Raw genomic sequence first — 14,218 nt, forward strand, 5'->3', positions numbered from 1 at the left:
CCGTCGCCGTGCTCAGGACTTCTGCTTGCGTATGCTGTCGACAAACTTGATCAGGTCGACCACCGGTTCATAGGCCTTGTGATCGACTTCGACGAACGGCAGCTGTTTGCCCTGATAGATCTTGTCAAACGCGGCCTTGTCCTTCACCGCGATTTCGAGCACCGCCTTCTTGATCGCCGCCTTGAGGTCGGCCGGCAGCGTGCCGAGATAGGCCATCGGCGAATTCACAATCTGCTCGGACTTCATGATGACCTTGAAGTCCGCAGCTTTTGCCATTCCCTTGCGTTCCATTCGCAGCAGGTTCGACTCGTTCTCATCGTTCCACCAGTTGAACGCGGCATCGCAGGTCCCCTGCGACAGCCCGATCACGGCGTTCTCATGGCTCCCGGAATAGACCACCTTGGAGAAAAACTTCTCCGGGTCGATGCCCATCTTGTCCATGGCGAAACGCGGCACGTTGTTGCCCGACGTCGAGTTGGGATCCACGAGGCAGAGGTTCTTGCCCTTCAGGTCCTGGATGTTCTTGTAGCCCGAGTCGCTTTTGACGTAGAGCACCGAGTAGTAGCCCTTGGTGCCGTCGCCATTCACTTCGATCGCGAACGGCTCGACCTTGGCGCCGATGATGTAGGCGCGGGCGTAGGACGCCGGACCGTACATCGCGATGTGGATGTTCCCGGCCCGCTGGCCCTCAATCACCGCGGCATAATCGTTGGCGATCCGCAGCGTCACCTTTACGCCGAGTTCGCGTGACAGATACTCCGTCAACGGCGTCCATCGGTCCGTGGTGCCGGAGGCATTCTCATCCGGCACCTTGGCGAACACCAGTTCGGAATATTTCGCCTTCCAGTCCTGCGCCGAAGCGGTGGAAGCCGAGAATGCCACTCCCGCCGCGACGGCGAGTATCATACGAAGGTTGATCATGACGTCTCCTGTTTGCAACGATTGAGGCTGGCGGATTGCCTGCCCCAAGGCTTCCGATCGACAAATGCAGCGCTCAGGCCGCGGCAGCTGTGCCAAGAGCAGGACGCGCCGAAGCAGAAACATGCGCGGGTGCCGCGCCCATCACCTCGTCCGCCTCGAGATCGTAGAGTTCGCGTGCGATACGATCGGTGAGCGCCTCCGGCGCGCCGTCAAACACGATCCGCCCCGATGCCATGCCGATCAGGCGGTCGCAGTAACTGCGCGCCAGGTCGAGAGAATGCAGATTGCAGATCACCGTGATGCCGAAATGCTTGTTGATTCGCAGCAGCGCATCCATCACGATCCGCGTATTGCGCGGATCCAGCGAAGCGATCGGTTCGTCGGCGAGGATCATCGCGGGTTGCTGAACCAGCGCGCGCGCAATTGCGACACGCTGCTGCTGGCCTCCGGAGAGTTGGTCGGCGCGCTGCGCTGCAATCGAGGCCATGTCGAACTGCTCGAGCGCCGACATCGCAATCGCCTTGTCTTGATCGGGCCACAGCTGCGCCAGCGATCGCCATGTCGGCACCGTCGCCAGCCTGCCCATCAAGACGTTGGTCAGCACGTCGAGCCGACCGACCAGATTGAATTGTTGAAAGATCATGGCTGACCGGGCGCGCCACTGACGCAGATCGTTGCCGCGCAACCGGGTCACATCAACGCCCTCGAACAGGATGCGTCCTTCGGACGGTTCGGCCAGGCGGTTGATCATCCGCAACAGCGTCGATTTGCCGGCGCCGGAACGGCCGATCACGCCCACAAAACCGCCGGGCTGGATCGAGAACGATGCATCGTCGACCGCGGTCGTTGTGCCGAACCGGCACGTCAAACCTTCCACCACCAACATGCAATGCTCCAGAAAGCCAAACCGTGCCTTTCGCTATCGTCAGGGCATTACAATTGTGTGACAATCACGCTGCGGCGCAACCACCGTCCACAACGCATCGACGTCATGCAATCGTCATGACGTCGTCATGAAGCGCAATGATGACGTGCGGCGTTGGCGCCTCTGGATCGGTATCCCCCTTGCTTCGCGGAAGGCTCGCATGACCGGCACAATGCTTTCGGTTGACCCGACGATCGATCCGTCCGCAAAATTGCACCAGACAAGGCTCGGCGCCTATTGCGAGGTCGGCCCGCGCACGATCCTGAATGAAGTGACGATGGACGACTATTCCTACGTCGTGAACGATGCCCCAGATCACGTACACAACAATCGGAAAATTCTGCTCGATCGCGGCAATGACGCGCATCAATCCGGGCAATCACCCGATGCAGCGGGCGTCGCAAGCCCATTTCACCTATCGCGCCAGCGCCTATTTCACAGGCGAAAGCGACGAGGCCGCGTTCTTCGAATGGCGGCGTCGGCACCACGTGGGTGTCGGCCACGACGTCTGGATCGGCCATGGCGCGGTCGTCTTGCCCGGCCGAAACATCGGGACAGGCGCGGTGGTCGCCGCCGGCGCGATCGTGACCAGGGACGTCCCGACCTATACGATCGTGGCCGGCAACCCGGCACGGCCGATCAGGCGCCGGTTTCCGGAAGACATCGCCGCCCGGCTTGTCGCACTGGCCTGGTAGAATTGGAACCATGCGGCGCTGCGCGAGGCCCTGCCCGATTTCCGCGCGCTCGCGATCGAGGACTTTCTCGCCAAATACGAGGCCATCGCCGGCTCCGCCCGCGCCGGGCTCCAGCGTCAACACGCGGCGTCGTGACCGACATCCAGATCGAAGGCGGCCGAGCTCTGCTGGGCCGTGAAATTCAGGAAACCTCGTTGCGGACCACAGGTCGAGACATCAGCGCGGTGGGCGCGCAGGACGGCCGCGCGCCACTTCGCATCAATGCCACAGGCCTGCTGGTGCTGCCGGGAATCGTCGATCTGCATGGGGATGCATTCGAGCGGCAGATGATGCCCCGCCCCGGCGTCGATTTTCCCGCCGATGTAGCGCTGGCCGATAGCGACCGCCAGGCGATCAACAACGGCATCACGACCGTGTATCACGCCGCGACCTGGTCGTGGGAGCCCGGGCTGCGCAGCGGCGACAACGCCAGGCAATTGCTCGAGAACATCGAATCGATGCGGCCGCAGCTCGCGGCCGACACCCGGTTCCATCTCCGCCACGAGACCTATAATCTCGATGCCGAAGCTGAGATCATCGAATGGCTGATCGACGGCCGCGTCGATCTGTTCGCGTTCAACGACCACATGGATGCAACGGTAACGAGCCTAGACAAGCCGCAGAAGCGAAGCCGCATGGTCGAACGCAGCGGGCTTTCGAGCGAGGCATTCGATCGACTGGTCGCACGCGTCGCTTCCCGCGGTCACGACGTTCCGGCATCCATCGCGCGGCTCGCTCAGGCCGGGCGCGGCGCCGGCGTCCGCATGCTGTCGCATGACGACGCGAGCCCGGCGCAGCGAAGCGCTTTCCGGGCGCAGGGCGTCGGCATCGCCGAATTTCCCGTCAACGAAGAAACCGCGCGGGCGGCGAAGGCGGCCGGCGATTTCATCGTGCTCGGCGCCCCCAACGTCGTGCGCGGCGGCAGCCATACCGGCTGGACCAGGGCATCCGACATGATCGCCAAGGGATTTTGCTCGGTGCTTGCATCGGACTATTATTATCCGGCGCCGTTATTGGCCGCGTTCCGACTCGCCGCCGACGGCATTCTCACGCTGGCCGAAGCGTGGCAACTGGTGTCGGCCGCACCCGCGCGTGCCGCCGGCCTTGCCGACCGCGGCGTGCTCGCCGAGGGGTGGCGCGCTGACGTCATTCTCGTCGATGACCGGATTCCGCTGCTACCTCGAATTGTCGGGGTAATCGCCGCCGGGCGCCTGGTGCATCTCACGGAAGCCGATCGCATCGCCCGGGTGTCATCCGCGCCGCGCAAGGCTGTTGCGGCCGCCTGAGGCCGCTTTATTCTGCCGCCATGACCCACACCCCGCGCTATGCGATCTACTACGCCCCGGCGCCCGACAGCCGCCTCGATCGCTTCGGCGCGCATCTGCTCGGCTATGATGCCTTCCGCGGCGAGGAGATCGCCTTCCCGAGCGACATCGAGCAGCAAGCGCCGGATTGGCGCGCGTTGACCAGCGATCCCCGAAGGTACGGTTTTCACGCCACGCTGAAAGCACCGTTGGCGCTGGCTCCGGGCATGAGCGAAGGAGAGCTTCTCGCCGCCTGCGCTGCTTTTGCCGCCACGCCGCGGACCATTCCGCTAATCCATCCTGTTGTCGGTTCGATCAGCGGCTTCATCGCGGTGATCCCGGCGCAGCCGTCCGCCGAGCTGATCCAGCTTGCCGCCGATTGCGTCCGCGCATTCGACCCGTTCCGTGCGCCCCTCACCGCGACGGACCGCGCGCGGCGAAACCCGTCGCAACTGACACCGCGACAGCGCGACTACCTCGATCGCTGGGGATATCCCTATGTGATGGAGGAATTCCGCTTTCACATGACGCTGACGGGCCGCCTCGCCGCCGAACGCAGCGACCCGATGCTGGCGATGTTGCAGGACCGCTTTGCGGCAATTGACCTGAAAACGATCGCGATCGACCGCATCGCCGTGTTCCGCGAGGATCACGCCAACTCGCGCTTCCGGACCGTCGGTCAATACCTCCTCACGCCAGCGGTCGGCTAGCCGCGGCTCAGAATTGCCGGGCCAGCGTCCGCGCCGCGCGCGCGTCCGGGCGCGGCTCGATATCGACCGACCACAGATCCCGGTTGTCAACGTCCTTCAAGGTCACCGTCATGACCTTCGAGGCGCCATCGATGTCGACGCGGCCGAAGAATTGCAACCCGAAACACGGCGCGAGGTTTTCGCCCTGCTCCGCACTGCAGCCCTTCTGAAAAGCCACCGAGGGCCCGAACGTATTGTCGAGTTCGCCGGGCCCCCAGGTGCCGGCATGCAGCGGCCCGGAGACGAATTCCCAGAACGGCTCGAACTCCTGAAACACCGCGCGGTTCGGATCGTAGCGGTGCGCGGCCGTGTAATGCATGTCGGCCGTCAGCCAGACCGTGTTCCTGACGCCGACGCGTTTCATGAACGACAGCAGATCGGCAATCTCGTTTTCACGCCGCTCCGGCGGACCATCGCCAAGCGCGATGGCGTCTTCGCTGATCACCCCGATCGGCATGTCCGCGGCGATCACCTTCCAGGTCGCGTCCGAGGCCGACAGTCCGCGCTTCAGCCAGGCCAGCTGCGCCGGGCCCAGAATGCAGGCGTCGCTGCGGTCGTCGCGGTTGTTGGCGGTCGAATCGCGATAGCTGCGCATGTCGATCAGAAAAACGTCGAGCAAAGGGCCGTAGGCGATCTTGCGGTAGATCCGGCCGGCCTGGGCGGGAAGATTGCGGATCGGCATGAATTCATGAAATGCGCGGGCCGCCCGCGCCACCAGCCGCGCGGTGCCATCGTCAGCGTAGCCGCTCTCGTCGGCGGTGCCCTGCGGCGACCAGTCGTTGGTTACTTCATGGTCGTCCCACTGCGCCAGCATCGGTACCTGGGCGTTGAAGGCTCGCAGGTTCGCATCGAGCAGGTTGTATTTGTAGTTGCCGCGAAACTGCCCCAGGCTGTGAGCGACTTCGGACTTCTCCTCCGTCACGATGTTGCGCCAGATATTCCCGTCGGGCAGCTTCAGTTCGGCCTCGATCGGGCAGTCGGCGTAGATGTGATCGCCGGAGTGGATGAAGAAGTCAGGGCGATTTTCGAGCATGGTCCGGTAGGTCCGCATCCCGCCGCGGCTGGGGTCGATGCCCCAGCCCTGCCCGGCAGAATCACCCGACCAGACGAAACTGATGGCGCGTGGTTCGACCGGCGCGGTACGGAAACGACCGATCTGCGCTTGGCCTGAAGTCCCGGTTTCACCGGCATCTTCAAACCACACGCGGTAGAAGATGTCCTGCCCCGCCGGAAGGTCCCCGAGCAGAAGCTTCGACGTAAAATCATGGTCCGGCAACGCCTCCGACGAGGCCGCGCCGATGATGGTCTTGAAGCTTTCGGCGGTCGAGTACTCGACCTGCATGCGCGCGGGACGGTCTGCTCTCGCCCAGATCACCGCGGAGCTGGCCGACACGTCGCCCGACGCGATCCCGCCGGCGATGCGAGGCCGGTCCGCGGCGCGGCTCAGATAGGGCCTGGCCAGACCCGTGCCTCCCACAAACGCCACCGCGGCGGCTGACCGAACCATCCATTGACGTCTGGTCAACCCGCGTTTGGCGCGTTTCGCAATCGGCATTCCGGCATCCCCGTCGAATCACGACCAAGGGTGCCTGCCCAGTTTGACCGCGGGCTGAAGGTTTTGCGACAGGTGGATGAACCGTCCGAACCTCAGATAGCTCGGGAAATCATTCCATCCGTTACAGGACTGTCAAATACCTGCCCTACCAGTGATCCGCGATCGGAGGATCACGACGTGGCGAAGATTGAACTTCAGGCAATCCGCAAGACTTTCGATTCGACGGAGATCCTCAAGGGCATCGATCTTGCCATCGAGGATGGCGAGTTCGTTGCGCTGATCGGTCCATCCGGTTGCGGCAAGTCAACCTTGCTGCGCATCATTGCGGGGCTTGAGCCGCAGAGCTCCGGCGAGGTTCGCATCGATGGCGCGCAGGTCGACGGCATCAGGCCCAGCGCCCGCAACCTTGCGATGGTGTTTCAGTCCTACGCGCTCTACCCGCACCTCAGCGTGTTCGACAATATCGCGGTGCCGCTTCGGATGCGACGTCATTCCACGCTTGCGCGCATGCCCCTGGTCGGCCGGCTCCACCCCGCGCGCGCCGCCACCGAACGCGGTATCCGGGAAGAGGTCGAGCGGGTTGCAGCTCAGCTCGAGCTCTCGGGCTTTCTGAAGCGAAAGCCCGGGCAACTGTCGGGCGGCCAGCGCCAGCGCGTCGCCGTCGGCCGCGCCATCGTGCGACAGCCGGTCGGATTTCTGTTCGACGAGCCGCTGTCGAACCTGGACGCCAAGCTGCGGGTGCATATGCGCGCCGAGCTCGCGCAACTGCATCGCCAGCTCAGGGCCACCTTCGTCTACGTCACCCATGACCAGGCTGAAGCGATGACGATGTCGAGCCGCATCGCCGTCATGATCGAGGGCCACATCGTTCAGGTCGGCACGCCAGCGGAAGTCTACGACAACCCGCAGGACATCCGCGTCGCGGAGTTCGTCGGCAGTCCCAAGATCAACGCCCTGCCGGGCGTCATCCGCGAAGACGGCGGGGTGGAAGTGCTGGGGTGGCCGCTTGGGTTGAGCACGCCTGCCGCAGCGGGCCGCTGCTCGGTCTGCGTTCGGCCTGAGCGGATGGAGCTGAGCTCCGGCCCCTCCGCCATTTCGGGCACCGTGCTGCACCTGGAAAACCTCGGCGCCGAGGCGTTCGTCCACATCAAGGTCGAGCGCATCGAAATGCCGCTGCTCGCGCGCATCAGCCCCGACCGGCAACTGCCGGCGATCGGAAGCGCCATCCAGTTCGGCTTCTCGACCACCGCCGTCAGGATTTTCGACGCCGCGGGCAAACGCATCGAGGTCACGGCGGCGGCCCGCAGCGAACGGATTCGGGAGAAGGCCGTTGGCTGATGCTCTCACCGCGACTACGATTTTGGCCGGGCGAGGCGCGGCGGCCGTCACGCCCGCGCGCGACAACAGCCGCTCCTGGCCTGCACTGGCCATGGTGGCTCCCGCCATTGTCCTGATGGGTCTCTTGTTGCTCGGACCGCTGCTCGGCGTTATCGCCCTGTCATTCACTGACTATCAGCTCGGTAGCCCGCGCTTCGCATGGATCGGCTTCGCGAACTATGAGGAAATGCTGGCCGACCGCGTGTTCTGGATCTCGCTGCGAAACACCCTGACCTATGTCGCGATCGTGGTGCCTACGGCGGTCGCCTTGGGGCTCGCCGTGGCGCTCCTGATCGAAAGCGGCAGCAGCCTGCGGGCCTGGTATCGCACCATCTACTTCCTTCCGGTGATGGCTACCCTGATCGCAATGTCGATCGTCTGGGAGTTCATGCTGCATCCCCAGTTCGGACTGGTCAACGGGCTGCTGCACAGCGTCGGGCTGGAAGGGCGCAGCTGGTTGCAGGATCGCGGCACCGCGCTCTACGCGCTGTGCGTGATTGGCGTCTGGCAGGCGCTCGGCTTCAATATGGTGCTGTTTCTTGCCGGTCTGGTTTCAATCCCAAGGCCGCTCTATGACGCCGCCGAAATCGACGGCGCACATGGCGCCTGGGCGCGCTTTCGGCTGGTCACCTGGCCGATGTTGGGGCCGACCACCGTATTCGTCGTGGTCATCACCGGAATCCGTTCCTTTCAGGTGTTCGACACGGTCCACGTCCTCACCAAGGGCGGACCATCGAAGTCATCCGAGGTGCTGATCCACACCATGTATATCGAGGGATTCGAGTTCTTCCGCTCCGGCTATGGTGCGGCCTTGACCGTGGTGTTCCTGGTGTTCGTGCTGCTGCTGACGCTGGTCAAGTCGTCGCTTGCGAATCGCGGGGTCCATTACGCATGACCCCGCGCCGCCATGGCATCACCTGGTCCGCGGCCCGGCATTTGCTGCTGCTGGCCGGCGCGGCCTTCATCCTGCTGCCGTTTATCTGGATGGTTTCGACGGCGTCGAAGCCGCAAACCGAGATTTTCACCACCGACATCCATTTCATTCCGCAGAACTTGGCGTTGTGGGAGAATTTCGCCACCGCCTTCGGCAAGGCCAGTTTGTGGCGGTTCCTGCTCAACGGGGTCGTGGTCACGGTCTCGATCTTCGCGCTGCAGGTGCTGATCGCGCTGCCCGCGGCCTATGCGCTGGCCAAGCTGCGCTTTGCCGGCCGGGAGGTTCTGTTTGCACTGGTGCTGTTCTGCATCCTGATCCCGCCGCAGGCAACGGCGATCCCGGTGTTCCTGTTGTTTCACCAGATCGGCATCCTCGACAGTTACGCGGCGCTGGTGGTGCCGTTCACGATTTCAGCGTTCGGCATTTTCCTGATGCGGCAGTTTTTCAAGACCGTACCGGATGATCTGATCGAGGCCGCGCGCATGGACGGCATCACCGAGTTCGGCATCGTCTGGCGCGTGATGCTGCCGACTGCGATTCCGGCCCTGACCGCTTTCGGCATCTTCTCGGTGGTGGCGCACTGGAACGACTATTTTTGGCCGCTGATCGTGCTCAACAGCGAGCATCTGCGTACCCCGCCGCTCGGGGTCGCCAGCTTCCGCAACGAGGAAGCCGGCACCAATTACGGCCCGCTGATGGCAGCCGCCATCGTCATCATCGCCCCGCTCGTGATCGCGTTCCTGCTTGCCCAACGCCGGTTCATCGAGGGCATCACGCTGACCGGCATCAAGTAACCTCAGATGCAACCGCAACGAAGGAGATATCGATGTTGAAGAGAATGACTGTCGCCGCACTGGCCGTGCTTGCCGGCGTCGCCGGCGCGCAGGCCCAGAACCAGACCGAAGTGGTGCTGCAATATCCCTATCCGGAATTGTTCGCCGAGACCCACAAGAAGATTACCGAGGAATTCGCCAAGGTTCGGCCCGACATCAAGGTAACGATGCGCGCGCCCTACGAATCCTACGAGGACGGCACCCAGCGCGTACTGCGCGAGGCCGTCACCAGCCAGATGCCCGACGTCAGCTTCCAGGGCCTCAACCGCATCCGCGTTCTCGTCGACAAGAACATCCCGGCTCCGCTCGATGGTTATATCGCCGCGGAGAAGGATTTCGACAAGCAGGGTTTCCATCAGGCGATGTTCGACATCGGCACATCGAGCGGCAAGGTGTACGCTCTGCCGTTCGCGATCTCGCTGCCGATCGTCTATGTCAACCTCGATCTGGTCAAAAAGGCCGGCGCCGACCCGGAGAATTTGCCGACGACATGGGACGGCATCATCGACCTCGCCAAGAAGATCAAGGCCGGCGCCCCCGACGTCAACGGCATCACCTACGCCTGGGACATCACCGGCAATTGGCTGTGGCAGGCGCCGGTGTTCTCCCGCGGCGGTTCGATGCTGAACGCCGATGAGAGCAAGGTGGCCTTCAACGGACCGGAAGGCCAGTTCGCGATCCGCAACCTGGCGCGTCTCGTCACCGAGGCCGGCATGCCCAACCTCGATCAGCCGGCGATGCGCGCCGCGTTCGCGGCCGGAAAGACCGGCCTTCACGTCACCTCGACCTCGGACCTCAACAAGGTGACGCAGATGGTCGGCGACAAGTTCGCGCTGAAGACGCACACCTTTCCGGATGTTGTGGCTCCGAACGGCCGGCTTCCCGCCGGCGGTAACGTCGTGATGATACTTGCCAAGGACAAGGCCAAGCGCGATGCCTCCTGGGAAGTGGTGAAGTTCTGGACCGGCGCGAAGGGCGCGGCGATCATGGCCGAAACCACCGGCTACATGCCCCCCAACAAGCTCGCCAACGATGTCCATCTGAAGGACTTCTACGTCAAGAACCCGAACAACTACACCGCCGTCAAGCAGCTGCCGCTGCTGACCAAGTGGTACGCCTTTCCCGGCGACAACGGCCTGAAGATCACTGACGTCATCAAGGACCACCTCAACAGCATCGTCACCGGCACGCGGACCAAGGAGCCCGACGCCGTGCTGGCCGACATGGCGGCCGACGTCCAGAAGTTGCTGCCGCGGTCGGTTGGTTCGGTACGCTGACCTCCACCAGTTCGGGGACAGCTCAGTGTTGTCCAGCGCAACGGGGCGCCGCCAACGCCCCGTTGTCGATCACAGCGAGGTTCGCATGAAACTCATCCATATGAGCGACATCCATCTGACCGCCCCCGGAAGCACAATCGGGGGTCGCGACCCCCGCCAAAATTTCGAGCGTGCGCTCGTACACGTCCTTGCCGACCACAGCGACGCCGAACTGATGGTGATCACGGGCGATCTCTCCGACTGGGGCGACCAGGCTGATTATCAATGGCTGCGGAGCCGGCTGAACTGTTTTCCGCTTCCGGTCCGGCTCTGTATCGGCAATCACGACAGTCGCGCGGCCTTTCTTGCCGTGTTCCCCGAATACGCCGAACCGGATGGCTTCGCGCAAGGCGTTCACGACACCGCCGCCGGCCGCTGCCTGTTTCTCGACACAACCGAGCCCCGGACGCATGCCGGCCGCTACTGTTCGCCGAGGCGGGACTGGCTGGAGCAACGGCTGTCGGAGCATGACGGGCCGTTTCTAATGTTCATGCATCACAATCCGATGCCCACCCACCTTGGCCCGATGGACCAGATCCGGTTGCTCGACGACGCGGCTTTCCGGGAAATCGTCGGACGGCATCGCGCGAAAATCCGGCACATCTTCTTCGGCCATTGCCATCTGCCGCTGGGCGGTTCGGTAGCGGGCGTGCCCGCCACTTCGCTCCGTGGCACCAACCACGCAAGCTACCCGCTGTTTTCCGAGAAGGTCATGCTGAGCGCGTCCGACCTGCCGGAATCCTACGGCGTCGCGTTCGTCGGGTCGGACTACGTCGCCGTGCACATGGTCGAATTCGGCTATCAGGGTGCAATCCGGATCGAAGGTTCGCCGGATTTCGCGATGTGGGATCGGGAGACCATGCAGCGATGAGGTTCGTCATTCTCACCGATACGCATTTCGTGCCGCGCGGCCGGAAGCTTTACGGGCTGGATCCTGCGCAACGTCTCGCGGTCGCCGTCGAAAAAATCAACGCGAGCCACAACGACATTTCCTGTGTGATCGTGTCGGGCGATCTCGCGCATTGGGGCGAACGGGCAGCCTATGCCAGCCTCTCTGGCGTGCTCGCCGGGCTCAAATCGCCAACCATCCTGATGATGGGCAACCACGACAGGCGCGAGCCGTTCCGCCTCGAATTCGCCGGCGCCGATCGCGATCCGCACGGTTTCGTGCAGGCGGTCCACACCTTCGATGCCGCCACCATTGTCACGCTTGATACGCTCAACGAGGAGACGCCGGATCAAGCCGGCATCCTGTGCCAGCGCCGGCTGGAATTCCTGGCCGACGCGCTGGCGTCAGCCCCGACGGACCGGCCGCTGTTGTTGTTCCAGCATCACCCTCCCTTCGACAGCGGGCTGCGCTACATGGACACCATCAAGCTGGCCAATGGCGAAGCGGAGTGGGATGTTATCGCCAGCACCCGCAAGCCCGACTACCTGTTCATGGGTCACCTGCACCGGCCGATCGCCGGAACCTGGCGCGGTATCCCTTTCCACATCCAGCGCGCCTTGACCCACCAAGTCGCCTTCGACTTCGAAACCGCGGGATACATTCCGGGCACGCTTGAGGCTCCGGACTACGCGCTTGTGGACGTGGACAAAGGGAATATCGTCATCCATCAGCGCTCGTTTCTCTACGATGGTCCGGCGTTTTCACTGCACGACCCCAAGGCCGCGTCATCCCGGTCGACTCGCGAACTGGCCGAGGTCGGCCTATGAACTTCGACCGCCGCCATTCTGCATCGTGGGTACCTTCGGAGACTTCGGCCCGTTCGCGCGTGTAGCGGGAAGCCCGCGGAATTCCGCACCCAGGCTAGGCTAAGGGTACGGCGATGGGCTAAAGTGGGAAAATCCGCGGTTTGCGACCCTTTCCCGCCTTCAGAAGTCGTGTCCGATAACCGCTGTGCCTGGCTGGCGACGCAGTGCTGATCGCGCCGGTCTCCGGGCGAATTCCTGCAAACAGAGAATTTTGCAGGGAAATCAGCCATGATTGGGTTGAGGAACGTGATCTCTCAGCCAGATCACCCTGCGCTGCAGCTACTTCTGCGGTAATTCCCTGCTCAAGCTAACAGGGAAATATTGCGAGCTAACAGGGAGTTCTCGAGGGTTAACAGTCGCACAACGGCAGCACGCAAACGTCCATTTCGCACACTTTTCCTGTCCGAAAGCCGGGCTGCAGGAGACCGGGTCTCTCAATGGAAGGAAAGAACCGGTCGCCGAAGATCATTGCAACACGGCAATCGATCGGACGGAGGCCTACCTAGCCCATCAACGAAGACCGCGCCGCCTGCAAGCCTGGGTGGTTGACTTGTACGGCTGGTGTGGCGTCCGTCGACCTACTCATGCAACGTGGCTGAAAGCCGTTCTACAGCTTCCGCATAATCCTTCATGAAATCGGCGACGACCGACCGCGCCGACTGCTCCGTATTCATGAGACCGACCGCCTGGCCTACGAAGTACGCAGCAAGACTCTTTGCGCCGTCGTGACCTCTCTCCGCGAGCTTATCGACCTTGGCCATGGGCGGCCGACTGAGTAGTCCCTGCAGCGGCATCGCCAGCGGCTCCGGCGCATCTTTGGCGCCCCAGGCATCCGACCAGGCCGACTGCAACTGTCGCGTCGGCTTGCCCGTGCGGCTCCGGGAACGGACGGTGTTGCGCGACGTCGCCTTCAGCATCTTCTGCTTGACCGTGGGCGTCGTCTCGGCCTCGACGGTCGTCAGCCAAACCGACCCACACCAGACGCCCGCTGCGCCCATCGCCATGCAGGCCGCCATCTGCCGGCCTGTCGCTATGCCGCCCGCGGCCAAGACATCGATGTTTTCGTAAGGCTCGACAGCCTGCAGGACCTCGGGCACGAGCACCATCGTCGAAACCTCACCGCAATGGCCGCCCGCCTCGGTTCCGGCAGCGACAAGTATGTCGACCCCTGCCTCGGCGTGCTTGATGGCGTGCTCCTTGGCTCCGGTGAGCGCGCCAACGAGGAAGCCCTTCGACCGTGCCCGTTCCATGATCGACTTCGGTGGCACACCGAGGGCATTGACGAAGAGCTTGATCAGATGCTGGAACGCCACGTCGAGAAGCTTTGCGGCTCCCGCCTCGCGCATGCTGTCGGCCGGGCGATTGTCGTACTCGCCGCTCCAAACATCCGACGTATCAATGCCGTGCCGCTCAAGAAGGCTGTTCACGAATTTTCTGTGTCCGTCCGGAATCCGTGACTGCAGCTCAGCCTCTGTAAGGTCGCCCTGCTTGTCCTCCATCTTGTTCGGAATCAGCAGATCGATCCCGTATGGCCGGCCCTTGACACGCGAATCGATCCAATCCAGTTCGATTTTCAAGCTCTCTGGTGTGTGGCCGACAGCGCCGAGAACGCCGAAACCGCCAGCGTTCGTTACCTCTGCCACGACATCGCGGCAATGACTGAACGCGAACAACGGGAATTCGATACCCAACTTCTTGCACAGCGCCGTCTTCATGATTTCTTGCTCCCTTGTCTCTTGCACCCACAGGTCCAGGCTGTCCGCCCAAAGTCGTGCGCGGGGCCGCGCAGGGCCATCGGTGTCATGCTGGGCATCC

General features: G+C 63.2%; 12 protein-coding genes and 1 pseudogene. 9 read left to right on the forward strand and 4 right to left on the reverse strand.

All coding sequences use genetic code 11. The features are described 5' to 3' along the window. Window positions 1–12 precede the first annotated feature (12 nt). Window positions 13–921 (reverse strand): phosphonate ABC transporter substrate-binding protein, encoded by a 909-nt coding sequence (phnD, locus tag Q0D31_RS05560; RefSeq protein WP_291846269.1) that lies wholly within the window; start codon window positions 919–921, stop codon window positions 13–15. 73 nt (window positions 922–994) lie between these two features. Continuing rightward, on the reverse strand, window positions 995–1,807 hold the full coding sequence (gene phnC, locus Q0D31_RS05565) for a phosphonate ABC transporter ATP-binding protein (RefSeq protein WP_291846273.1): 813 nt from the start codon (window positions 1,805–1,807) through the stop codon (window positions 995–997). Window positions 1,808–2,006: 199 nt separating this feature from the next. On the opposite strand from phnC, the pseudogene Q0D31_RS05570 reads away from it, so the two are divergent. From Q0D31_RS05570 to Q0D31_RS05580, 3 genes and pseudogenes are all read left to right on the forward strand, one after another. Then, a pseudogene (locus Q0D31_RS05570) lies at window positions 2,007–2,676 on the forward strand (chloramphenicol acetyltransferase). Further along, window positions 2,673–3,866 carry an alpha-D-ribose 1-methylphosphonate 5-triphosphate diphosphatase gene (locus Q0D31_RS05575; RefSeq protein ID WP_291846275.1) on the forward strand — a complete coding sequence of 398 codons (1,194 nt, stop codon included), beginning with the start codon at window positions 2,673–2,675 and terminating at the stop codon, window positions 3,864–3,866. The pseudogene Q0D31_RS05570 and the gene Q0D31_RS05575 overlap by 4 nt, the downstream one beginning before the upstream one ends. Window positions 3,867–3,886: 20 nt before the next feature. Next, entirely contained in the window at window positions 3,887–4,594 is a 708-nt protein-coding gene (locus tag Q0D31_RS05580; RefSeq protein ID WP_291846277.1) for a DUF1045 domain-containing protein, read from the forward strand. 7 nt (window positions 4,595–4,601) lie between these two features. Here Q0D31_RS05580 and Q0D31_RS05585 read toward each other — a convergent pair whose 3' ends face one another. After that, a complete protein-coding gene (locus Q0D31_RS05585; protein ID WP_291846279.1) occupies window positions 4,602–6,188 on the reverse strand; it encodes an alkaline phosphatase D family protein in 1,587 nt (528 codons plus the stop codon). 177 nt (window positions 6,189–6,365) lie between these two features. On the opposite strand from Q0D31_RS05585, the gene Q0D31_RS05590 reads away from it, so the two are divergent. From Q0D31_RS05590 to Q0D31_RS05615, 6 genes are all read left to right on the forward strand, one after another. Further along, window positions 6,366–7,526: an ABC transporter ATP-binding protein gene (locus tag Q0D31_RS05590; protein WP_291846281.1), complete on the forward strand. Its 1,161-nt coding sequence runs from the start codon at window positions 6,366–6,368 to the stop codon at window positions 7,524–7,526. After that, window positions 7,519–8,460 (forward strand): sugar ABC transporter permease, encoded by a 942-nt coding sequence (locus Q0D31_RS05595; RefSeq protein WP_291846283.1) that lies wholly within the window; start codon window positions 7,519–7,521, stop codon window positions 8,458–8,460. Before Q0D31_RS05590 ends, Q0D31_RS05595 begins: the two co-directional genes overlap by 8 nt. Further along, a complete protein-coding gene (locus tag Q0D31_RS05600) occupies window positions 8,457–9,293 on the forward strand; it encodes a carbohydrate ABC transporter permease (RefSeq protein WP_291846285.1) in 837 nt (278 codons plus the stop codon). Before Q0D31_RS05595 ends, Q0D31_RS05600 begins: the two co-directional genes overlap by 4 nt. 32 nt (window positions 9,294–9,325) lie before the next feature. Further along, window positions 9,326–10,609 carry an ABC transporter substrate-binding protein gene (locus tag Q0D31_RS05605; RefSeq protein WP_291846287.1) on the forward strand — a complete coding sequence of 428 codons (1,284 nt, stop codon included), beginning with the start codon at window positions 9,326–9,328 and terminating at the stop codon, window positions 10,607–10,609. Window positions 10,610–10,694: 85 nt separating this feature from the next. Next, entirely contained in the window at window positions 10,695–11,519 is an 825-nt protein-coding gene (locus Q0D31_RS05610; protein ID WP_291846288.1) for a phosphodiesterase, read from the forward strand. After that, window positions 11,516–12,364 carry a phosphodiesterase gene (locus Q0D31_RS05615; protein ID WP_291846290.1) on the forward strand — a complete coding sequence of 283 codons (849 nt, stop codon included), beginning with the start codon at window positions 11,516–11,518 and terminating at the stop codon, window positions 12,362–12,364. The genes Q0D31_RS05610 and Q0D31_RS05615 overlap by 4 nt, the downstream gene beginning before the upstream one ends. 617 nt (window positions 12,365–12,981) lie before the next feature. Here Q0D31_RS05615 and Q0D31_RS05620 read toward each other — a convergent pair. Continuing rightward, the gene (locus Q0D31_RS05620) at window positions 12,982–14,118 is read right to left on the reverse strand and encodes a nitronate monooxygenase (RefSeq protein WP_291846292.1); all 1,137 of its coding nucleotides are present in this window, start codon (window positions 14,116–14,118) and stop codon (window positions 12,982–12,984) included. Window positions 14,119–14,218: the final 100 nt, after the last annotated feature.

It is taken from the genome of Bradyrhizobium sp. (assembly GCF_022844465.1).
Lineage (GTDB): Bacteria > Pseudomonadota > Alphaproteobacteria > Rhizobiales > Xanthobacteraceae > Bradyrhizobium.